The sequence below is a fragment of the Antarcticibacterium arcticum genome (genome assembly GCF_007993795.1).
Lineage (GTDB): Bacteria > Bacteroidota > Bacteroidia > Flavobacteriales > Flavobacteriaceae > Gillisia > Gillisia arctica.
This window is the reverse complement of the sequence record NZ_CP042476.1, coordinates 1,318,953-1,343,050: the sequence shown is the minus strand read 5'-3', so window position 1 is coordinate 1,343,050 and position 24,098 is coordinate 1,318,953. Positions and strand designations below refer to the sequence as shown.

At 39.7% G+C, this 24,098-nt stretch carries 14 protein-coding genes; 3 read left to right on the top strand and 11 right to left on the bottom strand.

Annotation, left to right across the window (positions count from 1 at the left end):
* The 5 genes from FK178_RS05955 to FK178_RS05935 all read right to left on the bottom strand — a co-directional run bounded on the left by FK178_RS05955 (window position 1) and on the right by FK178_RS05935 (window position 12,637).
* The gene (locus tag FK178_RS05955; RefSeq protein ID WP_146832110.1) at window positions 1–3,288 is read right to left on the bottom strand and encodes a VCBS repeat-containing protein; all 3,288 of its coding nucleotides are present in this window, start codon (window positions 3,286–3,288) and stop codon (window positions 1–3) included.
* A complete protein-coding gene (locus FK178_RS05950) occupies window positions 3,288–6,650 on the bottom strand; it encodes a VCBS repeat-containing protein (RefSeq protein ID WP_146832107.1) in 3,363 nt (1,120 codons plus the stop codon). The genes FK178_RS05955 and FK178_RS05950 overlap by 1 nt, the downstream gene beginning before the upstream one ends.
* 132 nt (window positions 6,651–6,782) lie before the next feature.
* A complete protein-coding gene (locus FK178_RS05945; RefSeq protein WP_146832104.1) occupies window positions 6,783–8,381 on the bottom strand; it encodes a RagB/SusD family nutrient uptake outer membrane protein in 1,599 nt (532 codons plus the stop codon).
* Window positions 8,382–8,393: 12 nt separating this feature from the next.
* Complete coding sequence (locus tag FK178_RS05940; protein WP_146832101.1) at window positions 8,394–11,474, bottom strand: SusC/RagA family TonB-linked outer membrane protein; 3,081 nt, start codon at window positions 11,472–11,474, stop codon at window positions 8,394–8,396.
* Window positions 11,475–11,749: 275 nt separating this feature from the next.
* A complete protein-coding gene (locus FK178_RS05935) occupies window positions 11,750–12,637 on the bottom strand; it encodes a diacylglycerol/lipid kinase family protein (RefSeq protein ID WP_146832098.1) in 888 nt (295 codons plus the stop codon).
* Window positions 12,638–12,703: 66 nt separating this feature from the next.
* On the opposite strand from FK178_RS05935, the gene FK178_RS05930 reads away from it, so the two are divergent.
* Both FK178_RS05930 and FK178_RS05925 read left to right on the top strand, forming a co-directional pair.
* Window positions 12,704–13,669, top strand: a complete 966-nt coding sequence (locus FK178_RS05930; RefSeq protein WP_146832095.1) for an App1 family protein — start codon at window positions 12,704–12,706, stop codon at window positions 13,667–13,669.
* Window positions 13,670–13,757: 88 nt separating this feature from the next.
* A complete protein-coding gene (locus tag FK178_RS05925) occupies window positions 13,758–15,884 on the top strand; it encodes a Tex family protein (protein WP_146832092.1) in 2,127 nt (708 codons plus the stop codon).
* 50 nt (window positions 15,885–15,934) lie between these two features.
* On the opposite strand, the gene FK178_RS05920 is transcribed toward FK178_RS05925, so the two are convergent.
* From FK178_RS05920 to FK178_RS05895, 6 genes are all read right to left on the bottom strand, one after another.
* A complete protein-coding gene (locus tag FK178_RS05920; RefSeq protein WP_146832089.1) occupies window positions 15,935–16,717 on the bottom strand; it encodes a hypothetical protein in 783 nt (260 codons plus the stop codon).
* A gap of 60 nt (window positions 16,718–16,777) precedes the next feature.
* Window positions 16,778–16,987: a hypothetical protein gene (locus tag FK178_RS05915; protein WP_146832086.1), complete on the bottom strand. Its 210-nt coding sequence runs from the start codon at window positions 16,985–16,987 to the stop codon at window positions 16,778–16,780.
* 177 nt (window positions 16,988–17,164) lie between these two features.
* The gene (locus FK178_RS05910) at window positions 17,165–18,025 is read right to left on the bottom strand and encodes a dienelactone hydrolase family protein (RefSeq protein ID WP_146832083.1); all 861 of its coding nucleotides are present in this window, start codon (window positions 18,023–18,025) and stop codon (window positions 17,165–17,167) included.
* 19 nt (window positions 18,026–18,044) lie between these two features.
* Entirely contained in the window at window positions 18,045–19,406 is a 1,362-nt protein-coding gene (locus FK178_RS05905) for a M28 family metallopeptidase (protein ID WP_146832080.1), read from the bottom strand.
* Between the two features lie 126 nt (window positions 19,407–19,532).
* Window positions 19,533–19,820: a YtxH domain-containing protein gene (locus tag FK178_RS05900; protein WP_146832076.1), complete on the bottom strand. Its 288-nt coding sequence runs from the start codon at window positions 19,818–19,820 to the stop codon at window positions 19,533–19,535.
* 144 nt (window positions 19,821–19,964) lie between these two features.
* Window positions 19,965–22,178: a bifunctional alpha,alpha-trehalose-phosphate synthase (UDP-forming)/trehalose-phosphatase gene (locus FK178_RS05895; protein ID WP_146832073.1), complete on the bottom strand. Its 2,214-nt coding sequence runs from the start codon at window positions 22,176–22,178 to the stop codon at window positions 19,965–19,967.
* Window positions 22,179–22,273: 95 nt separating this feature from the next.
* Here FK178_RS05895 and FK178_RS05890 point away from each other — a divergent pair, with 95 nt between their 5' ends.
* Window positions 22,274–24,070, top strand: a complete 1,797-nt coding sequence (locus FK178_RS05890) for a glycoside hydrolase family 15 protein (protein ID WP_146832070.1) — start codon at window positions 22,274–22,276, stop codon at window positions 24,068–24,070.
* The last annotated feature ends 28 nt before the right edge of the window (window positions 24,071–24,098 follow it).

Here is a 24,098-nt window from a genome sequence, read left to right as displayed (position 1 = left end):
CTATTTTCCAAGTTTGTAGAATTGAGGTTTATCATTATTCACAGTTACCATTAAAAATCTTTCTCCTCTAATCATTATGAGTGCCATTCCTCTTACACTTTTTTGTGTAAGGTTAAGCCCCAGTTGATCTCCTTCAATTATTCTTCCTGTGGAGGTTATCATAGCTCCTGCAAGACTGCTAAAATTCCCGTGGTAAGGGGTAACTCCAAAATAATTTCCAGCAATCAGCACCTCTTTTTTTCCATCGCTGGTAAAATCTTCCACCAAAAAGGAGGTAACAGGTGCCACTTGAAGAGGAGCTTCAAACGCTTTAAAAGTAAATGTTCCGCCGGAATTAAGCAAATATCCTGAAGCCAATGTTTGTACCGTTAAAAGATCTGCTTTTTCAAGCTGCTCTTTTTCAAAGATCTCTTCAATGGTCTTCCCTGCAAAGTCCTTGTATGCAGGAAACTTCTTTCTTAGAAAAGATAGCTGGCTAACCAATTCATCCAGTCCCGCAGCAGGATAATATTTGCTGTTTTTCGCATAAGCCACTATGGTCTCCGTGCTGCCATTTCCATCAAAATCTGCATAATACATTCTCAACGGCTCTTTCACGGTGGCTCGAAATTTTGTATTTAATCCCCAGTTGCCAAGAAGATAATCCATTTTTCCATCTCCGTTGATGTCGAAGGGGATGATGGTTTGCCATAGTCCATGGAGACCATCTTTAGTAAATTGGGAAGTCCTGTCTTTTAAATTTCCGTTTTCATTTCTAAAAAACCTCGGACTCATCCATTCTCCCACAACTATAAGGTCTGTGTGGCCATCCCTGTCAAAATCTGTCCAAACGGCATCTGTAACCATTCCAATATGTTTTAGTTCCTCATTTTGGACTATTTCGAATTTTCCTTTGTTGTTTCTTAGAAGGTAAGAACCCGGGGTTTTCCCAAAGTCATTGGATACTGCACCCCCACCAACAAACAGGTCTTTATATCCATCCTTATCATAATCAAAGGCCTTTACCACCATTCCATTCTCAAAATAGGAGGGAAGCTCCTTTTTGCTGAATGTTGTTCCCTCATTCATATAATGCCTGTCAAGCAGGGCTTTGCTTTCACCATAGAATTCCCCTCCACCCGAGACCACGAAGAGGTCCAGGTTACCATTATTGTTAAGATCTTCTGCAATTGCCGAAATATCCTCTGTAATAGAATCATTTAAAATCTCATTGAAATCCTGTGCTGCAAAACCCTTATTGGTTTGAAAATAGATCTTCGAAGGATTTAGTTTTGAGCCTCCTAAGAAAATATCATCCAATCCATCCCCGTTAAGATCGGCTACCACCGTGGCAGGACCCCTGTTTGAGATCTTGTACGGGATTAGTTTTTGCCGGTTGAAGTCAACATAGTTATTTTCTTTATGCCGGTAATCTATTCCCGGGATGGAGTCAACTTTACTGAAAAGGGGTGCGGATTTAGGAAATACCTTTTTATAATCTACTTTTTCCCTTTCTTTTCCCGGTACCAGGCTAAGGGTTTGGTTTACCTCTATATCGTACAATCTTTCAACTGTATTATCCGGCCATATAAGCAGCAGGGAATCTACTCTTTGAAGGTCGCCATAACCAAAATGTATAACAGGCTCTGATGAGGACTGGAATCCCCTGGTAGTATATAATTGTTTAACCTGAACCTTACCCTGTTGGTAAGAGATCACTTTTGAACCTATTCCAAAGGTGTTGGGGGCAGTAAAATTCATTTTGATCTTGAGATAGGCTGAATTTCCTGCGGAATTGTTTACGTATAAAGTAGCGGGATGGTTAATGTTATTGGTTACTATATCCATAGCACCATTATTATTAAGGTCGCCCCAGGCAGCACCTGTAGAAATAATGGAATCCCTGCTGAGCCATCTTCCGGAACGATCGCTGAATTTTAAATTTTTTGATCCCTGAAGAATGTAATTGTGAACTTTCCCGGATGGCATCATATCCAGCGCTTTTTGGTCTACCAGTTTCGTGGTAGTTATTTTTTGCTGGATTTGTTTGTTGGAGACGTATTTGATATAATCGAGATCATTAGGCCGTCGGGGTATCCCCGTGGCAATAAATACATCCTGATAACCATCCAGGTCAAGATCAACAAAAAGAGGGCTCCAGCTCCAGTCGGTCGCTGCCAAACCACTGTACAACCCCATTTCCTGAAAATATTCCCCGCTGCGGTTTATTTGCAACATATTACGTGTATACTGCTGGTGGTAATTAAGCCTGTTGATCTTCATGTTATGCAAATCCAGGGGGTCATCGCCCATGGAGGCCTTAAGGACCTTTTCATCCTCGGGCAGCATATCCAGGGTAAGAATATCCATATATCCATCATTGTTTACATCGGCCACATCACTACCCATGGAAAACCTGCTCACGTGGGTGAATTTTTCTTTCAAAACCTCTGTAAATGTCCCATTTCCATTGTTTAAATAATAATAATCATCTTCATGAAAATCGTTGCTCACATAGATATCGGTATAGCCGTCATTATTAAAGTCGGCTGTTGCAAGGCCCAGGCCGTAACCATTGGCCCCTCCAAATATCCCGGCTTCCTCGCTAACATCTACAAATTTTCCGTTATCATTTCTAAATAATTTGTCCCCGCTTTCAACAGTACGATTATTTCTAATTTCTGCGGGCCCGTATGTGTTTACAGTATGAACGGCATGGTTTAAAAGATACATGTCCAGGTCGCCGTCATTATCATAGTCAAAAAAAGCGGCAGAAGATGAATAATTTTTAAGATCCAGCCCATACATTTCACCTTCTTCAGTAAATGTGTTGTCCCCATTATTGATGAAAAGTTCGTTCTTTCCACGCAGGCCATTTATCCCTACCACAGCACAAATGTAAATATCAAGAAATCCGTCCCCATTTACATCGGCCATTGTAACCCCCGTATTCCAGTTGGATTTACCTGCAACACCTGCACCTTCAGTAATATCCTCAAATTGCATGTTTCCTTTATTTAAAAGGAGCTTGTTGGGTACCTGGTTGCCGGTGAGGTAAATATCCGGAAGGCCATCATTATTGATATCTCCAATTGCGACCCCGCCTCCGTTATAGAAATACAGGTAATCAAGGATGTTTAAGGCGTCAGTTTCTACAAGGGTATTAATAAATTCGAGGCCAGAATCTTCAGCCGCCGGGGTGCTGAATAAATAATTCTCCTTAGGATCCTCTTTGCAACCGGTTATGATTAAACAGGCTATAACGGCAAGGAACCAAAAAGACCGGGTATGGCAGATCAACCTTGTCATTAATTCAGTTTATATATTTCAGGACTTTCATTATTCATTCCGGCCAGAAGGAGCTTTTGCCTATTTCCCGCGGATAATAAATGCAGGGCCCGCACTTGTCCATTTAATAACAGGCCGGTTTCCTGGGGACTTTTTACCTTATAAGCGCCGTTTTTATTTCTTGTAAGGATAATTCCCTGGTTGGCATCCAGTCGTGTAAACTGAGGTTTAAGATTATGATTATTACCGGCCAGAATTATCTCTTTTGCACCACCCTCTCTTTCCAGAACCTGAATTGCGTGTATGCTGGAGAGTTGCACCTGCGCGGGTAATTCTTCCAGAGCAAAAGTACCGTCTCCGTTATTAATAGCTATTATACTCTTAAACGTTGAAATATTCTTTACAATTGAGCTTTCAATGATCTCTTTTGAAAACAGGTCGTCAATGGACCTTCTTGCATATTCAGAGAATTTCAGATTTTGCTTTTTAAGGGAAGCTATTTGACCTGAAAGCTCCCTTCTTAAATGAACCGGAACATCTTTCCCTTTGATTGGGCGGGTAAATATTTGTTCAATGGTACCATTATTGTCAAAATCATTGATGTACATCTTTACAGGACCGTCCCCGGAGATATTATAAAAAGAATTGGTTCCCCGGTTGCCCAGGATAAGATCCATATGGCCATTGCCATTAATATCTACTGCAGCCACAGCTGTCCAGGCCCCTGTTAATTCATCAAGATTGGTATTCCAGGGAAGAAGGCCCTGGGGAGTGTTCTTAAAGATTTTGGGTGCCATCCATTCACCGGCGACTACCAGGTCCTTGTTCCCATCACTATCCATATCTTCCCAGGTGGCAGAGGTTATCATTCCCATTCCTTTTAATTCAAAAGCTTTTGCTTCGGTAACATCTTTAAAATTGCCGGAGCCATCATTTTCAAGAAGTTGGTGTAAGGGGTCTATACCATATGTTCCGGGAACACTTCTGCTACCAATGAACAGGTCTATGTCCCCATCTCCATCGTAATCGTGTGCAACAATAACCGCTGCGTTATTTTTAGTTGAAGGAATTATTTTTTTTGATCGTACAAATTTACCATTACCCTGGTTTTCATAAAGCCTTGTTTGATACAGCGAACCTTCTGCATATCCAATATTACCCCCGGAGACCACAATAAGATCTTTTTTACCATTCCCGGTAACATCAGCAAAAATGGCATCGGTGTCCTCAAATTCAGCATCTGCAAAAAATGAATCATTTTTAACCTCAGTAAATTTTCCCGAAGATCTTTGAACATATAAGGTGCCTCCCTGGTTACGTGCACCTCCCAGGAATATATCATCGTTCCCGTCGCCGGTTATATCTCCCACAGCCACAGCAGGACCTTCCCTTGACAGCATTTGGTGGATGAGCCCTTCATAGTCAAAGTCTATATAATTATCTTCCTTATGAGCCCGGAGTTGGTGATCTTGTAAACTGAAAAGTGGAGTAGGAGGGGGAATATTTTTAAGGGTATTAAATCCGGCATTTTTTTGATCCAGCATTAGGACCTTATTTACATCATGACCGTAGACAACTTCTGTCTGGCGGTTGGGCCAAATTACCTGCAGAGAATCAATTTTTTTAGCATTGCCAAGACCAAAAGTAAGAGCGTAATCTATGGAGGACTGGAAACCCCGGGTAGGGATCAATTCCTGATAAATTACCTTCCCGTCCACATACAGGTTAACCCTGCTGCCAATAGCGAAGGTGTTTTTACCTGTCCCTTTTAGGTTTACCTTCAGGAAATTGTTTTCAGTCATTCTTTCGGAATTATTCCGGTATACAAATAATTCCATATTCACATTATTCACAATAAGGTCCAGGTCCCCATCCCCGTCCAGGTCGCCGTACGCCGATCCATTGGAGAAGCCGGGAGTTGAAAATCCCCATTCCTCAGCTACCTTGTCAAAAGTGAGATCGCCATTGTTCTTAAATGCGTAATTTGGGATAGGAGTGCTGGGCATTTGGTTGAGAATAGAATCAAATTCCTTCTTTTTTCCTGTAAGCACCATTTTTTGAAGGATCTCATTGGCAAAAAAATCCATGAAATCCTGGTTGGTAAGGTCGTGCAGGATCCCATTGCTCACAAATATGTCCTTAAACCCATTGTTATTCATGTCAAAAATAAGAGCACCCCAGCTCCAATCTGTTTCTGCCACCCCGCTATAAAAGGCAATCTCACTAAAGGTATTGTTCGTATTGTTAAGTTGCAGGGTATTTTGCATATACTGGTGGTAGAAATCACTATCGAGTTTACGCTTATAAAGATCATAGCGCTCAAATTCACTGGTGTTCTTGAGGCGTTCATCATCCTCAGGAAGCATATCTGTTACAAAGATCTCCGGGAACCCATCATTATTAATATCGGCCATATCTGCTCCCATTGAGGAAAGGCTTAGATGAGAAATATAATCTTTGATTTGTTCTTTAAAAGTGCCGTCACCCTGGTTGATGTACAGGTAATCACGCTCGTAAAAATCGTTGCTCACATAGATGTCGGGTAAATAGTCATTGTTAACATCACCTATGGTTACTCCCAGTCCAAATCCTATGAGACTTCCATAAATACCTGCCTCCTCACTCACATCCTCAAAAATCCCGTTATTATTTCTTAATAGCTTGTCCCCACCGCCTTTAAAAACCTCCGGCAGGTTCCAATCATCACTCCTGAGGTCCCTTTTATTAGTATATCCCAGGCTTGATACCGGTATGAAACTGTTATTAAGAATATAGACATCAAGATCCCCATCCCCGTCATAATCAAAGAAGGCAGCGTGAGTGGTAAATCCATTTTCATCAAGCTTGTAACTGGCTGCGGCTTCAGTAAATGTAAGATCGCCGTTATTGAGGAATAATTCATTTCTCCTGTCATCCCCCTCCATATTTCCGGCGTTGCTAACGTAAATATCCAACAGCCCATCATTATTAATATCTACCATAGTTACCCCGGTAGACCAGGAACGGTTTCCGGCAGTGCCGGAGGAGGCAGTTATATCTTTGAATTTGAAATCTCCCTGGTTTAAATAGAGTTTGTTTTCTCCCATATTGGAGGTAAGGTAAACATCGGGAAGGCCATCATTATTAATATCCCCAATTCCTACGCCGGCCCCATTATAAAAATTTCTGTATTTGAAAATATTAAAGTCTTTTCCATTTTTAACATCGTTTATGAAATTTATTCCCGTTTCCCCGCTCTTCATTTGGGTGAATAAATATTCTTTTTCCTCTGCTTCCTGTTCAGTTTTTTTTTCCTTATTGGAACAGGAAGAAATAAACACGGGTATTGTAATAAGAAACAGGAATTTAAATAAAAAAGTAAGTTGCGGTGATGGGGTATTCATTGGGTTTTGATGAATTATATTTTTTTCTGAAAAGAGGACAATTTAAGAGAAATTTATGAGGGCTCAAATAAAAAAGGAGGCTTAAAAAGTATTAACCTTTTAAGCCTCCTATTAAGAGTTATAAGAATGATTTTAGTAACCCTCGTTTTGAACCAGATTCGGGTTTGAAGTTAATGCTACAGATGGTATGGGGAATAGATTCCTGGATTCATCTTTTGCTTCTTTGAACTCCCAGGCTTCTGTGAACTTTCCAAATCTAATAAGATCCTGTCTTCTCCACATTTCTATATACAATTCTCTTCCTCTCTCATCCAGCATATCATGGTCTGTAAGAGACCCAAGAGGGGTTGCATCCCGTAATGTCCTTAATTCATTTACAAGTGCCAGAGCAGTTTGTCCTCCTGTACCACCTCTCATGATAGCTTCAGCTTTCATTAAATGAGCATCTGCATATCTAAACAAGATCATATGGCCGGTATATGCACCATTTGAAGGGTGATATTTAAGAACTCTAATACCTGTACGTTCGTTATTTCCAAGTAAACCGGGAAGTTCTTTTGTATAGTAAAGCGGATTTCCTCCACGATCTTCTTTCATACTTCCATCAAGGTTATATTGCTGTCCAAACAGGAAACCAATTCCTATATCTGAACCATCTACAAACCCATCAGCATTATCATCTTTTCCACCGGCAAAATAACCTGTGGTTGAAGGGGCTGAACCTTCATAAGGAACAAATCCTCTACGCTCCTCTTGTCCTGCATCAGGATGATTATGTTCCGGGCTTCCTTCGAATAGCTCGTAAAATTCTGCAAGGGTTGTGAATCCATTCCAACCACCACCGGTATTATCGGGTACGGTTTGAAAATAATGCAATCCATTCCACATGCGGGAACCAACTCCTGTATTGGTATACCAAATAGTTTCAGAATCTACCGCTGGTTTAAAGATCTCAAAAAATCCACTTTGCAAGCCAAAACCAAATCCTTTAATGGCATCTACATGGCCTACTACGGCTGTCATATCTGCTGCCTCTGCTGTGGCATTCCCAAGGTAAATATGTTTGTTTAATAATATTTTTGCCAATAGGTAATGTGCGGAAGCCTTACTGGCAAAATTTGCAGCAGGACCCGGGCCTGAAGCCGGAAGATCCGGTAAAGCTTCAGTAAGATCTTTCATAACAAAATCAAAAGCCTCACTTCTAGTCAACACTCTGGGATCTACAGATGCTCCTTCATCTACCTCCCGGAAGGGTACCTGTCCAAAAAGGTCCATAACCCAAAACATACTAAAGGCCCTTAGGAATTTTGCCTCGGCCAGTTGTTGTGCATTAGCATTACTTTCCGGAGCTATTATCTCGGAAAGGTTAAAAACATTCCTGTTATAAGCATTCCAGGTGTTTAAGATAAACTGGTGGTTTGGATCCCAGGTATGTTGGTGTAAGGTTCTCCATAATCCATTATCACCCCAGTCTGTTCCGCGGGTAGGTACCAGCATTTCATCTGAAGTTACTTCCTGCAATGCATAAAGGTTTTCCTGTGTATCCAATTGCCCTCGTATTTGGTCATAACTACCTACTAAAGCACTGGGAACATCACTCACTCCAGAGAAACCACCCCCGGCATCCTCACGGAAGATGGAATCGGTCTCCTCGAGCTCAAGATTTGTACATGCTGTAAAACTCAGCACGGCTCCAATCAAAATCGATGATTTAATAAATTTTATTTTCATATTATTTTTTTTTTAGAATGATACGTTAAGACCTAAGGTTACGGTTCTTGCTCTTGGATAACTGGTGTATTCAATCCCCGCCGTAGGTATACCATTTAATGACTTATCTGTATTCACTTCAGGATCCAGCCCGGAATAATTTGTAATTAAAAACAAATTTTGTCCTGTTACACTCAATCTTAAAGCATTAAGAAAACTATCTGGTCCCACTTCAAAATTGTATCCCAAAGTGGCATTTTGCAATCTCAGGAAATCACCTTTTTCAAGAAAACGTGTAGAAACGTCCGGTGCATTGTTAGAGGCTTCTCCATTTCCTATAACATTCCTGGTCACATTTGACCCGGAATTTAAAGCCCCTGCTGTAAAGAAGGCATTTTCAGTATTATTATACACATAGAATCCAAACTGGCCTGTTAGGAATGCAGACAGATCCCAGTTGCGGTATTCCATACGGGTGGAAATACCAAGATTAGTTGTTGGTAAAGCACTTTTCCCTACAAATGTTTGAACGTCACCGTTTGGATAAAGTGTTTGACCATTTGCATCAAATCCGCCAAACTCTCTTAAATAATAGGAGAAAAGTGGTTGTCCTCCTGCAAGTAGCTGGGCGTAGGCATTGGTAAGACCCTGGCCATTGATTCCCCCGGTTTGTACCAATCCATCAAAGTCCTCCACCATATTATCATTATAGGAAATATTGAAACCTAGGTTCCAGAAGAATTCCTGTTCCTGGAAGATATCATAGTCAAGGCTAAATTCAATACCCTTATTAATTACATTGGCATCCAGATTTTCCCAAACAAAATCCTGCGCTGCAGGTTGTGCAGAGAAGGTTTGGAATAAAAGATCTGTAGTTGATTTGTAATAATAATCTATAGAACCGCTTAGACGGTCTTCCATGAAGCCAAAATCAAAACCAACATTCGTTTGGGAAGTTGTTTCCCATTTAAGGTCTTCATTTCTAAAAGTTACCTGACCTGTCCCTGGGATGTTAATATCCCCATTGTCATTAATTCCAAATCCTCCAAACCTGTCGCGTGGCGTGTAAAGGTTATATGGTATTTCCTGGTTACCGGTAACACCGTATCCTACCCTTAATTTAAGTGTAGAAAAAGCATCCGGAATAAAATCTTCATCTCCTAGCTGCCAGGCAAATGCTGCGGAAGGGAAGTAACCATATTTATTATTTCCACCAAATCTTGTAGAACCATCTGCTCTTAGCGTAGCTGTGAAAAGATATTTATCTGCCAAAGTATAATTAAGCCTTCCAAAGAAAGATTGTAATTCATCTACAGTGTAGAATGTGTCTCCTGCAACAGCCCGCACATTAAGTCCTGATGGAGCAGTAGGTCGCTCTGTCACCACATCTGGAAACAACCTGTTTACAAACATTCCACTTTGATCAAACCCATACTGTTGATACGATCCCTGAATGCTTCCTTCCAGAAGGTCTCTGGATCTTTGCAGGTCATTGATCATTGCGCTCATGGCCATATTCTGAAAGCCCCAACCACTCACATTAATCCCTTTACGGTCAAACTCCTGGTAAGAATATCCAATTAATGCGTCTATTTTGGAATTTTCAAAGAGTTTTTCGTAATTAAGCGTGAATTCCATCAACTTGTTGGTATTGTCGATCTCGTTGATCTGGGACCTTCCATTTCCTGGAACGGCACTTTGAACCCCCTGGATATCTCCTGAAATACCAAACCCGCGATAAGATTCGGCTTTGTCATAACCTAGATTTAACCTGGCAGAAAGACCTTCAATGAGTTCATAATCTGCAGAGAAATTCAGTAAAACCCTATCAGTCTCAGTTTCATCCAGCGTATATTTCAACAGGGAATTAGGATTAAGCTGGCCGGTAAACGGCGCATCCGGGTCGCTGGAAAGAGTTGGATTTGCCCTATAAGCCCCTCCCAGAAGATCCCCCTGGAAACCTGCGTTGTTTGAAATAGGTGCACGTTCATCATTTACCCGGGAAATTGCAGTTTGCAGCCCAAGTTTAAGCTTGTCATTTAATAAACGGTGATTGAGGTTCAATCTTCCCGATAGTCTTTCCATGGAGGAATTCTCAACGATCCCCATTAGGTCTGAATATCCAAGTGAAACCCTGTAATTTCCCTTATTGTAGGAATTTGCGTAAGAGAGGTTATGCTCCTGGGTGAAAGCTGTGCGCGTAATCTCATCCTGCCAGTCTGTATCTGACCCAAAATCTGCAGCATTTCTATCCCCACCTATTCCTTCATATGCGTTTAGAAATTCCTCGCGGTTTAAAAGATCGTAAGAGTTTGCCGGTGTAGCAACCCCTAAATTGGCCGAATAATCAAATCTTCCATCCATTCCCCGTCCCGATTTGGTAGTTATTATCACCACCCCATTGGCACCCCGGGAACCATAAATAGCGGTTGCAGATGCATCTTTAAGCACACTCATACTTTCAATATCCTGCGGATTCAGGAAGTTAAGAGGATTTTTGGGTGAGCTATCACCAAAACCAACGTTAGATCCTCCTGCAGAAACATTATCCCCGGCCAGTGGAACTCCATCTACTACAAATAAGGGATCATTCCCTCCACGAACAGAGGTTGTACCCCTAATTCTAATATTAACTCCTCCACCCGGTTCCCCACTTGCCGTGGTAACCTGTAAACCCGCAGTTCTACCCTGGATCAATTCTTCAGGGGATGCTACAACCCCGCGGTTAAAATTTTCAGCATTAACCGTTGCTACCGCACCGGTGGCATCTCTCTTTTGTATAGAGCCATAACCTATTACAACTACCTCACTTAATGCCGAAGCATCTTCCGCAAGGGTAACATTAATTGTTTCTCTCCCATTTACAGGGATTTCCTGAGTTCCATACCCCAGAAAACTAAATACCAGTACGGCATCTGCAGGTACATTGTTCAGGGAATACGCTCCGTCAAAATCTGTTGTGGTTCCATTTGAAGTACCCCGCACCAAAATATTAACACCGGGTAAAGGCATTTCTCCATCTGTTACTGTTCCGGTTACGGTTTGAGCTTCAACAAAGGCAAAGCTTAAAACTGCAAACAGCAACAAATAGTTCTTAAGAAATTTTTTTTTCATAGAATTCATTTTTCAATTGATTAGTTAACACCGATACATCTAATTGCTAAATTTAATAAAAATTATACCGGAAAATCAAATATATTCAATCCGCAAACCTTTTAGTGAAAGCTTATTTTCAAAATTTTTAAAAATTTCTAGTGAAAAAATATACAGAGGTACAGTAATTTTCCCGAGGGCGGACCCTCATTAGGCTGTATAATCGCGGACTTTTTGGAACTTTTGAAAAATTATCTTAACAGCACAGGATTAGAAAAAAAATTATTAATAAATAATTATAAATGACGAATGGGAGCGACTATTCTCGTTTTTTTGGGTAAAATTGTAACCTCAATAGAGTTTTTTCTTCCCAAATACTCTCCGTCTATCTGGAAAGCTACGGCAGGGTCACAGGTTATTTTTGCTTCTGTAGCTGTAATTACTTCAACTACCTCAGGATCAGGATCAACCTCATTTCTTAAGGTTTTTAATATTTCAATAAAATCAAACTCCTTGTAAATTAGGATCTCAAAAACGCCATCGTTTATTTTTCCTTTGGGATTAACCTTAGCTCCTGTGCCATAGGAACTGGCATTTGCAATTGCCAGTAGTATACCCTCGGTTTCAAAAGTTCTGCCATTAGCTTCAATAGTAAATTTAAATGGATAATCACTGGTTACCAAAGTTGGTAAGGTTTGAAGTAAATAACCTAATTTTCCCCTTATCCTGGATTTCTCATACCTGCTTATGAGTTCGGCATTAACCCCAAAGTCACTCATATGGAGGCAATAATCTCCATTAATGGAGATAATATCCATATCTATCACTTCGCCGTTAAATGCAGTGGTTATTTGTTCTTCTAGGGTTGCAGGAAGATGGAGATTGTAGGATAAACCATTGGAAGATCCCGCCGGAATTATACCTATTGGGGTTTTTTTATTTCCCAAAGCTTCGGCAACAAGCTTAATAGTTCCATCGCCCCCGGCAACAACGATCCTGCACGGGTCCTTTTCAGCAATTAATTTTTCCAGTTTTAGTTTATCATTTTCTCCTGTAGTAGAAAATAGTATGAGAGAAACCGCGTTTTGGACCGCTTTCAATTTTATTTCCTCGATAAGTTCAGCTTTATCAATGGCCCCCGAAATAGGATTCACCACCAATAAAACAGTATTAATCTTCCCCATTGGTTAATTTTGTGTTTAAAATTAATTAATTTGGAAGGAATTCTTAGTTAATAAAAAGTCAATAGGGTGAAATTAGATCTTAAGCTATACAGGGGGTATGTAAATAATAATCAACTAGTGGTATTTGGTCATGTCTTTGAATCATGGGCTCCAGACAAATACCGCACAGACCGAAGGGGTATAAAACATGCTTTTTCAATTATTCACATGTTTCGCATAAAACCTATAAAAAATATACAGGTCACCCTCAAATTCAAAAATCTGGAAGTAACTACTAAAACCCTAAATGACGGGTATTTTAGATTTGATGTACCGTTTTTTGAACAATTGGATAGCGGGTGGCATAATTATTATGTGTCGTGTAAAACCGGGCCTATTGGAATTATTGAGGAGGGAGAATTACTTAAACCCTTTGAAAGCAAAGTAGGGATCATTTCAGATATTGATGATACATTCCTAATCTCCCACAGCAACAATTTTTTTAAAAAATTGTATGTAATGCTGCTTAAGAATATAAACAAACGAAAGATATTTGATGATGTGGTGCAGCATTACCACCATCTAAGCATTCACGGCCAGGATAGCAAGCAGGCTTCCAATTCATTTTTCTATGTTTCAAGCAGCGAATGGAATCTTTATGGATTTATTAATGATATGGCTGAAATGCACCAGTTACCAAAAGCAGTTTTTAAGCTGAAGAAAATTAAGACTGGGATCTCTGATTTTCTTTTCACAGGCCGTGGCAGTCATGATCATAAATTTGAAAAAGTAAAGGATATAATTTCCTTCTATCCCAATTTACAATATGTACTATTGGGAGATGATTCCCAACAGGATGCTTATATCTATGAGAGAATTTGCAAGATCTTCCCAATGAGCATTAAAGCAGTTTACCTGCGCCAAACCGGAAAAAAACAAAATCCAAAAGTAAATAAGGTAATGAGTAATATTGCCACTTTGAATGTGGATACCTGTTATTTCAAAAATAGTCAGAAAGCCATTCAGCATTCAAAAAAAATAGGGATCACCTAGAAAAAAAATCCTTCAGAAAAAAAGCAAAAACCGGCTTCTACATATTTTGTAGAAAGATACCTTTGTTATTCATAATAAAAATTTCCTCTTGAATTTAATAGATTTCATAAGTTCCCGTGTTTCCCTTCCTGCTAGTGGGGTAAAAAATACCGTTGATTTACTGTTACAGGATGCCACAATCCCATTTATAGCACGGTATAGAAAAGAACTTACCGGAAACCTGAACGAAGTAGATATAGAACTAATTTCAAATTTTAAAAAAGAATTTGAAAACCTTGAAAAGCGAAAGCTTTATGTAACCCGCGCTATAGAAGAACAGGGGAAGCTCACTAAGGATCTTAAATTAAAAATCTCCCGGTCCTCCACCTTAGCGGAACTTGAAGACATTTACCTGCCATATAAGAAAAAAAGAAAAACCAGGGCAGATGCTGCCAGGGAAGCGGGACTTGAACCCCTTGCAAATATCCTTATTTCCCAAACTGAAAAAAATCCTTTGACAAAAGCAGGGACTTTCCTTAATAAAAATTTGAAAACCCCGGCCGAAGCCTTGCAGGGAGCTAAAGATATTATTGCTGAATGGGTTAATGAGGATCAAAATGTACGCTCAGATATAAGGAAATTATTTACCCAACAAGGCAATATAACCTCCCGGGTTGTAAAAAAATTGGAAAAGGATCCTGAAGCTCAAAAATATAAACAGTATTTTAATCTGGAAGAATCTTTAAAGCGTATTCCATCACATAGATTTCTTGCTATTTACAGGGCAGGGAATGAAGGGGTATTAAGGGTAAAAGTGGAAGTAGAAAAGGAGAAAGCCCTGGAGATCATTTCCCGAAAGTTCCTTAAAAATAATCATAATGCCTGCAAACCTTATATTTTGGAAGCTATTGAAGATGCTTATGACCGACTTTTAAAGCCTTCTTTTCAAACCGAATTCCTTACTGAAGCAAAAAAGAAAGCAGACGAGGATGCCATTGGCGTTTTTGCTGAGAATTTACAGCAACTTTTATTATCTGCGCCCCTGGGCAACAAGCGAATTCTCGCAATAGATCCCGGTTTTAGATCGGGATGTAAAGTGGTATGTCTTGATGAGAACGGCAGTTTACTTCATAATGAAAATATATATCCCCACCCGCCTCAAAAGGAATTTGCACTGGCCGGTAAAAAGATAGGATCTCTTATAAATGCCTATAAAATTGAGAGTATCGCAATAGGGAACGGTACAGCATCGCGTGAAACAGAAATTTTTGTAAAGAAAATTCCAATAGAAAGGGAGGTGTCTGTTTTTGTGGTGAATGAGGCCGGTGCATCGGTTTATTCAGCCTCAAAAATTGCCAGAGAGGAATTTCCAAATTATGATATTACCGTACGGGGGGCTGTTTCCATTGGTCGAAGGCTAAGTGATCCATTGGCGGAACTTGTAAAAATTGACCCTAAGTCCATTGGGGTAGGGCAATATCAACACGAGGTAGATCAAACAAAACTTAAGGATAAGCTGGACATGGTAGTGGGAAGTTGCGTGAACAGGGTAGGAGTAAACGTAAATACAGCGAGTAAAGAATTGCTTTCCTATGTTTCCGGAATAGGTCCCGCATTGGCCGAAAGCATAATCGAATATCGCAGGGAAAACGGAGCCCTCAGGACGCGAAGGGATCTTTTAAAAATACCAAGATTGGGACCCAAAGCATATGAACAGGCTGCCGGTTTTTTACGTATTAAGAATGGGAAAAATCCATTGGATGATTCCGCAGTTCATCCGGAACGTTATGATCTGGTAAATACAATGGCCAAGCAACTTGGGCTAAAGGTTGAAAAACTTGTAGGTGTTGAAAAAGAGGTAGTTAAAATTAATGCTCACCAATATGTAACTGCAGAATTGGGGTTACCTACTCTAAATGATATTTTAAGGGAACTAAAGAAGCCGGGAACAGATCCACGGGAGTCAATAACTCAATTTGAATTTGATCCCGGGATAAAAAAAATAGAAGATCTTAGAACAGGTATGAAACTACCCGGTATAATTAATAACATTACCAATTTTGGATGTTTCGTTGATATTGGGATCAAGGAGAGCGGCCTTATTCATATTTCAAAACTTGCCAATAGTTTTGTGAGTGATGTGAATTCTGTGGTAAAACTAAACCAACATGTGATGGTAACGGTCCTCGACGTAGATGAAAACCAGAAGAGGATCCAACTGTCGTTGGTTGATTAAAATAAAAAAGGGAAACGCATTGTTTCCCTTTCACTTTTTACAAAATTAATTTACCGTCTTCTTCGGTAATTGGAATCATCAAATTCTCTTCTTTCATAAAAAGAATTGTCATCTGGTATCCTTCCTCTATCGCCAACCTGGCGGGCTTCCATCGCCCTTCTTTCACTTTCTCTTCTTTCCCAGTCCAGATCATCGGCTCTTCTTTCACTTTCCCTTCTTTCCCACTCGAGATCATCAGCTCTTTTATCATGGGTGTCGGCATCTCTTCTCACATGCTCCTGAAAAGCGGGGTCCATTTGTCTACGGTCTTCAATACTGGTATCATCGTGGCTATGTTCTCCCCTGCGGTCGCTTCTACCTGAAGAATCTGCAGGCCTGTTTCTGTCACGGCCATAAGTATCCAGAACTACAACCTCGTAATCTCTGTTTATATTATGCCCTCTTGCAAAACGTTTGGTTTCTGCAAATGTTTGATAATTTATAGTATCTGTATAAACGAATTTTTGATCGTTATTAAGATTAACCAATCCTACAGGAATTATTATATGGTTTTCACCCTCTTTATTTATAAATTCGTGTACCCCTTCATTGGCTGGTGTGCCATATGGGTCATGATTGGCTTCAATAATGGTTGGATCAACCTCTACGTCCAGGTATAATACCTTTTCTATTTCTTTATTTACAAGGAGGTTGTCTACCTTCCCAATTACCCTGTTATCTGCATCTTTTACCTGCCAACCTCTAACATCGGGATCATCACTGGAAACCTTATAATCTGACAGTTCATTGAGATAGTAAAGATTTTTGTTTTTATTTTCACTTTTATGTGCCATAATTTTTTGATTTATATATCTCTAGACGAGATGTTTATTAAAATTTAAAGTTGAAGGTTCCTAAATATAATAAGTGTCCTTCTCCTTTACACTGTGTAAACCCGTTGTGTCACCTGGGTTTACTTCTCTTAATTCAGTATCATCAGTATCATATTCATTATCCTCATCTTCATTGGCGAACACTAAAAAAAATATGACCCCCAGAATTATTAATCCTACAAGGATCCAGGGCCATACGGGTTTTTTCTTCTCGATTTTTATTTCTGCCATGATTTTAAATTTTTGGTTAGTTAATAATTAATTTTAAAATTAGTTATTCTCACCCCGTCAAATTCCTAATGAATGGCTAAACTCTTGTTAATTAAGCATTAAATGAGGTTAGGGACAAAAAAATCCCTTCAAATTTTATATTGAAGGGATTAGAAGTCCTGAGCATCTATTTTGATACTACTCTCTCAAAATTGTGAGCAATCTTGTCCAAGCCTGTTTAAGTGCAGTTTTATTGGCTTCTTTTGCGTCCGGCTGAAGGCCACTCTTCATAAAGGCATGTCCTGCACCCTCATAAATTACATAATTAAAGAAATTATTCGCCGCCTTCATAATATTTTCGGTCTTTTCAATAGTACTGTTTACCCTGTTGTCATCCCCTCCATAATATCCATAAACCGGAGTTGAAATTCTTGCCAGCGCTTCTGCATCATCAGGCGCCGTTCCATAAAAAACGTGGGCCTGGGTTACTTCAGGATTATTGGTTACATACCTGAAAGCCTGTGATCCTCCCCAGCAAAATCCAATAACCGCAATTTCCCCGTTTGCAGAAGGATCCTTTTTCAAAAACTGGTATGCGGCATCCAGATCTGCGGTCACCTGGGAGGGCTCAAGAGCATAAATTGCATCCCTTGCCGCATCTGGATTTTCAAAATCTGTAGTTCGTTTTTTGCCTTGTGTGTTGGAAATAAAATCCGGGGCAATTACCAGAAATCCTTCAGCAGCAAGTTTATCGGCAAAAGATCTTGCCCAATCATCAAGGCCGCGATTTTCGTGGATAACAATTATGGATTTGGTTTTGGTGTTTGATTCCGGGTATACCACAAAGGCCTGAACTTCACGGTTTCCATGTTGCAAAGTTACCCATTCGTGATGCCTGGGAGAATTGGAAAGTTCTTGAAGGGCCCTGCTTTCCTGTTCAACGGGTTTAGCCGTTACAAGAACTTCGGCAGGGGTAGTGGGTTCTTTTTTGGTAGTGCCACAGGAAATTGTAAACAAACTTAAAATAATTACTAAGGCGTGTGTAAAGAGTTTTTTCATGATCCTGCTATTAAATTAATTACCGATATGTGCCCGAAGGGAAAACCACGACACTTTCGTGCCCATTTTTGCCTACAGTTGCTACTCCAAAGAAGAAATTATCAATTACAATTCCTTGCAATTTAAACTCATTTACATCGCTCACAAATCTTGAATGTTGCCATTGGGGAGAAGTAGTATCACGCCAGTATATCTTGTAGCCTGCAATATCTCCTGTAGCTTTTTCCCATCGTAATTTGGCAGATGGTTCTACGATACCTCCAATTTCAACTTTTTTAGGGGCAGGTGGTGCCCATGCCAATGCAGCCATATTAATAGCATTTACTGCGGTAAGTTTTGCTGCGTATCCAAAATTTACTCCCTCAATCACATCACCATATTCAATTCCATTTTCTGTTCTAATATCCTGATGTTGGCGGTTATAATTCTCATGGGCTTCCATAATTCGAATTCCGGCAAAACCAAGATCATTAAATGGCCGGTGGTGGCCACCTCTTCCAAACCGGTCCAGGCGATAGATCATCATGGGATTCATTTCCGGCATATAGGTTTGTGTAGTTTTATGGACATAGCGAGCAAGTTGTCTTGAGATACCGTCTACCTCACCGCCATAAAATCTTCTCATATTTCTTTCTTGTTCAGTTTCGGTAGGAGGTACGGGTTCAGAGAATATCCGGAAGCTACGGTTATCTATTACCCCGTCAACTCCTTCAATATTTCCAATCATATCGTTATTTAGGATTCCAATGATCTCCCAATTATTTTTTTGTGCATATTCTCCCAAACCTTTTCCGCCGAACAACCCCTGTTCTTCACCTGAAAGACCTACATATACAATGCTGCTCTCAAATTTATATTTGGAAAGGACCCGTGCTGCTTCAATAGCACCGGCCATACCGCTGGCGTTATCATTTGCCCCGGGCGCATCTGTTTCAAAATCCATTGTGTCGCTGGCGCGGGAATCAATATCGCCGCTCATAATTATATACCTGTTGGGATATTTGGTTCCTTTCTGGATTGCCACTACATTAACTACCCAGGCATCTTTGGGAATCCTGTTTCCATCCTTTGTAGTAACAAAATCCTTTTGGTAAAATACGTTCAGGCAATTACCACAACCTGCAGATATCTTATCATATTCACTCTTGATCCATCTTCTCGCCGCCCCAATACCCCTGGTAGTTGAAACTGTATCGCTAAAGGTATTCCGGGTACCAAAACCGGCAAGTGTACGTATATCATTTTCCAATCTTTCTGCTGAAACATTTTCAATGATCTCATAAATGCGTTCATCTGTTTGGTGTTGAGAATACGTTTTTCCAGGGATTAGGGTTAAACTAAAAATAAGGAAGGTTAGGGGTAAAAGTCTACGTGATATCATATATTTTTTTTAAGGAATCTAATTTAAGTAAAGTTTTACTAAATAAAGCTGCCCAATGGATTTTTAGATTAAAGCCAAAAAAAAACCCCGGATGTCCGGGGTTTTTTTATTTGAATTTCAATTCAATTATTTTGATTGCATATTATGCATATCGGCTTTAGCCTGATGAATTTTCTCTTCAGTCTTTGAGTTGCTCATAGCAGCTTTAGATCTGTTTCTAACCTCATCAACTTTGTGACTTAGATTATCTGAAAATTCATTGAACTTATTTTTAGCATCTTTTAAATAGCTATCACCTGTTTCAGTGATTTTTCTTCTGGTTTCAGTACCTTTTTTAGGTGCAAATAATAAACCTAAAGCTGCTCCTACAGCCGCTCCAGATACTAAACCGGTTAACAATCTTCCTGCTTTCATAATTATGTGTTTTTATGTTTTGGTTTTACAAAATTTGATAATGTAAAATTACTTTATATTCTGTGCCCCACATACTTTGCTTAGTTAACTTATGTATAATTTTTTATCTTAATTCCTAACAATTTTAACACCCTGAACCACGGTTTAATGGGACTCCTTAAACTTTTTCAATAAATCCCTAACCCTGGAAGTGTCCTGTACAAAATAGGTAGCCTCTGTTTTTTTAACTCCTACCTTTACTGTAATTGCCTCCTCCGGCAGTTCTTTAAAAAGAAATTCATCGGTCCAGTCATCACCAATGCCAAAGATAAAATCGAAATTCTTTCTCAACAAAAGCTTACTTGCCGCTCTTCCTTTATTTACCCCACTGCTTTTAATTTCCAACACTTTATTTCCTTCCAGTACGCTTAATCCATGATTTGAGATAAGCTCCTTTAATACGGTAGAAAGTTCATTGGCCCGCATTTCCCCCAGGTCCGGGTCTGTCATACGGTAATGCCAGGCCAGGGAATAATGTTTTTCTTCAATAAAACTTCCGGGAGTCCTGTCGCAAAATGTTTCAATTACGGGCCTAACGGTTTCCATCCAATTGTTCTGCACTTTCTCATTCAATTGCCAGTCCTTACCGGTTCTGCGCATCCAGACCCCATGTTCAGCAATTAGGTCTATTGGTACATCTTGCCACCATGTTCCAAGGGTTTCTTTATCCCTGCCACTTATAAGTACCACTTTGGTTTTGTCCAAGCGGGAAAGGGAATCAATTAGCTCCAATAGTTCCGGATCGGGTTTAGCGTTTTCCGGTTTATCTACAAAATTTACCAGCGTTCCATCATAATCCAGAAAGAATATTCGGTTTTTGGAATTTTTATACTGGTTCAGCATTTCATCTTCAACCTGGGAAGAAATAGGGGTTGCCTTATATACATTTCTGGACTCGTGAGATTTCTCCAATGCTTTCATAAAATCGCTTGCCCATTTTTCAACGCTGTATCGCTTAAGGCGTTTTTGAAGGATGGCGTTACGTCTTTTTTGCTCCTCCACAGGCATATTAATAGCCTGGTAAATGGCCTCGCTTATTTGATCAAAATTATTAGGGTTTATAATAAGGGCTTCATTCATTTCCTGGGCAGATCCGGCCATTTCACTAAGTATAAGGACCCCGGTTTGATCTGTTCTAGTCGCTATATATTCTTTGGCAACCAAATTCATCCCGTCCCGTATGGGGGTGAGCAGGGCTATATTACAAGATGTATAAAGATCTATAAGGTTCTCGAATGGCATAGAACGGTAAAAATACCAGATGGGGATCCAGTTTACTGTTGCAAATTTCCCATTTATTCTGCCTACCAGTTCATCTATTTCTTTTTTCAGAAGCTGGTATTGCGGCACATTGGAACGGGATGGAACTGCCAGCATTACCAATCTTATATTTTCAACATATTCAGGATATTTTTCAAGGAAGTATTCAAAGGCCCTAATCCTGTTGGCTATTCCTTTGGTGTAATCCAGCCTGTCTATGCTAAGAATAAGCTTAGAACCGGGTGATTTCTTACGATGGTTGTTTAATCTTTGCTGCAGGTCAGATTCCGTACCAAATTTTTCATGAGAATGATTTAAGGCTGCCTGCTCAAATTGGTCATAATCTATGCCCATAGGAAATGAGTCTACTTTTACAATTCGGTCCGGAAGGGAGACCTCATTAAAATCTACAGGATGCCTTAAGATACGGCTTACTGAACTTAAAAAATGCCTTTCATAATCATAGGTATGAAATCCAATAAGATTAGCCCCCAGCATCCCTTTAAGGATCTCTTCCCTCCATGGTACTGTCCTAAACACTTCATAGGAAGGAAAAGGAATATGATTGAAAAAACCAATAGAGGCATTTGGCCTCTGTTCCCGTATCATATTTGGAACTAATAATAATTGATAATCATGTACCCAAATGGTGTCACCATCTTTGTAATGCTCAACTACCGCATTGGCATATTTTTGATTTACTTTTTTATAGATGTCCCAGTTGGAAGATTCCCATTCTGTATATTCCATAAAATAATGAAATAAAGGCCAGATACTGCGGTTGCTGAAGCCGTAATAAAATCCGTCTATTTCTTCAGAAGTAAAATTAACTGGAATACAGGCCTCCTTACGAGCCTCATTATATACCTGTTCCTTGAGATTTTCCGGTATCTCCTCATTTGTTAATCCACTCCAGCCTATCCAAATACTATCTCCATCCCGATGAAATGATTTTAATCCAGTGGCCAGGCCGCCTACACTGGGAGATACTTCCAGGATTTCATTTTCAATACTAACCTGTAGGGGTAATCTATTGGAAATGATGATTGTTTTGCTCATAATTATATTTATAGGTTGTTAAGGTAGATGCGTTATTGCTTAAATTTCCGAAATTGTATTTACTTTGCCATCCTTTTAAAAGAACTTTAAGATTAATGGAAAATTTAGATTACGGGATAATAGGGAATGGGAAGAGTGCAGCGTTGGTTTCAAAAACCGGTTCAATTGATTGGTGTTGTTTGCCGCATTTTAATTCGGCAGGAGTATTTTCAAAACTTCTTGACAAGGAAATAGGCGGGAGTTTTTCCCTCGATGTAACAGATGATTACGCAATTATCCAGGAATACCTTTGGAAAACAAATATTCTTAGTACCGTATATGATAATGGAGAGGATGCTTTTCAATTAATAGATTTTATGCCCCGTTATCAAAAGGAAGACGGTTCATACTATTCGCCACCGGATATCATCAGGTTTATCCGGTTATTAAAAGGAAGCCCATCATTCAAAGTTAAATATGATCCCCGATTAGATTTCTCGCATCAAAAAACTTTTAATGAGAACAAAGGTGATTACATTAAAAGTTTTACTGAAGAAGGCAAATATGAATCTCTTTACCTGTACTCCAGTTTAGACCTTGATAAGATCAGGAATTATGAAGAAATTACACTGGAAAGCAATGCCTATATGTTATTGGGATACCATGAAAAACTTATTAATCAAAGTCTTGACCGAAGTTATTTAAAATTCCAGCGCACCAAAACTTATTGGATGAACTGGAGTGAAAAAACCACTCATTACACTTCTTATAATGAGGAGATCCTTAGAAGCGCTTTAGTTTTAAAAGCCTTAACCTTTGAAAAATCAGGGGCGGTTCTTGCCGCCGCTACCACTTCTCTCCCTGAAACTATTGGAGAGGAAAGAAACTGGGACTACCGTTTTTGCTGGATAAGAGATGCATCTATGGTAATAAAGGTGATGGCGGGGTTAGGCCATACCAAGTCGGCGAAGGATTTTCTCCAATTCATTATTAACCTTATTCCTCACAAAGATGAAAAGATCCAGATCATGTATGGTATCAATGGGGAAAAGGACCTTACAGAGCAAATTCTTACACATTTGAATGGATATGAAGGTTCCAAACCCGTAAGGATTGGAAATGCGGCCTACATTCAAAAACAAAATGATATTTACGGGATCCTCATGGAAGTGATCTACCAGCAATTTATTCAATTTGAAACATCGCTTGAAAACAGTGAAGAGCTCTGGACCATTACCCGGGGAATTGTAAAAATTGTTGAAGCCCACTGGAAACAGCCGGATAAAGGAATCTGGGAGTTGAGGACTGAAGATCGCCATTTTGTTTTCAGCAAACTTTTGTGCTGGGTTGCCATAGATAGAGCTATTAGAATAGGGGAGATACTTAGAAAAGGTATCAATGATGAAAAATGGAAAGCTTTACGTACCGAAATTTACAATGATATTTATGAGAAGGGTTGGAATGAAGAGGTAGGAGCTTATACACAATCCTATGGTTCTAAGGATCTGGATGCATCTACCTTATTAATGGAGCAATATGGATTTATTAAGGCCCGGGATCCGCGCTTTGTGAGTACCGTGAAAGCTACCGAAAAGCAATTATGCCGGGACGGGTTACTTTACCGGTATAAAAATCAGGATGATTTTGGAACACCCTCTTCTTCTTTTACTATTTGTACTTTTTGGTTTATAGACAGCCTTTACAAAATAGGGGAGCGCGAACGGGCTAAAGAGATGTTTGATAAACTCTTGTCTTACAGCAACCACCTGGGACTTTTTAGTGAAGATATAGATTTTGAAACCAAAAGACTTTTAGGGAATTTCCCGCAAGCCTATTCCCACCTTGCTCTTATAGAAACTGCAGCTAACTTCTCAAAGGGATTAATTCCCGAGGAAGATCTCATTCCTTCATAAATATAAAGTTCCTTTCAGGTTTAAAAAT

Coding starts and splice junctions, on each gene's coding strand:
- FK178_RS05955 (WP_146832110.1), bottom strand. CDS start 3,288: ATGACAAGGTTGATCTGCCATACCCGGTCTTTTTGGTTCCTTGCCGTT.
- FK178_RS05950 (WP_146832107.1), bottom strand. CDS start 6,650: ATGAATACCCCATCACCGCAACTTACTTTTTTATTTAAATTCCTGTTT.
- FK178_RS05945 (WP_146832104.1), bottom strand. CDS start 8,381: ATGAAAATAAAATTTATTAAATCATCGATTTTGATTGGAGCCGTGCTG.
- FK178_RS05940 (WP_146832101.1), bottom strand. CDS start 11,474: ATGAAAAAAAAATTTCTTAAGAACTATTTGTTGCTGTTTGCAGTTTTA.
- FK178_RS05935 (WP_146832098.1), bottom strand. CDS start 12,637: ATGGGGAAGATTAATACTGTTTTATTGGTGGTGAATCCTATTTCGGGG.
- FK178_RS05920 (WP_146832089.1), bottom strand. CDS start 16,717: ATGGCACATAAAAGTGAAAATAAAAACAAAAATCTTTACTATCTCAAT.
- FK178_RS05915 (WP_146832086.1), bottom strand. CDS start 16,987: ATGGCAGAAATAAAAATCGAGAAGAAAAAACCCGTATGGCCCTGGATC.
- FK178_RS05910 (WP_146832083.1), bottom strand. CDS start 18,025: ATGAAAAAACTCTTTACACACGCCTTAGTAATTATTTTAAGTTTGTTT.
- FK178_RS05905 (WP_146832080.1), bottom strand. CDS start 19,406: ATGATATCACGTAGACTTTTACCCCTAACCTTCCTTATTTTTAGTTTA.
- FK178_RS05900 (WP_146832076.1), bottom strand. CDS start 19,820: ATGAAAGCAGGAAGATTGTTAACCGGTTTAGTATCTGGAGCGGCTGTA.
- FK178_RS05895 (WP_146832073.1), bottom strand. CDS start 22,178: ATGAGCAAAACAATCATCATTTCCAATAGATTACCCCTACAGGTTAGT.
- FK178_RS05890 (WP_146832070.1), top strand. CDS start 22,274: ATGGAAAATTTAGATTACGGGATAATAGGGAATGGGAAGAGTGCAGCG.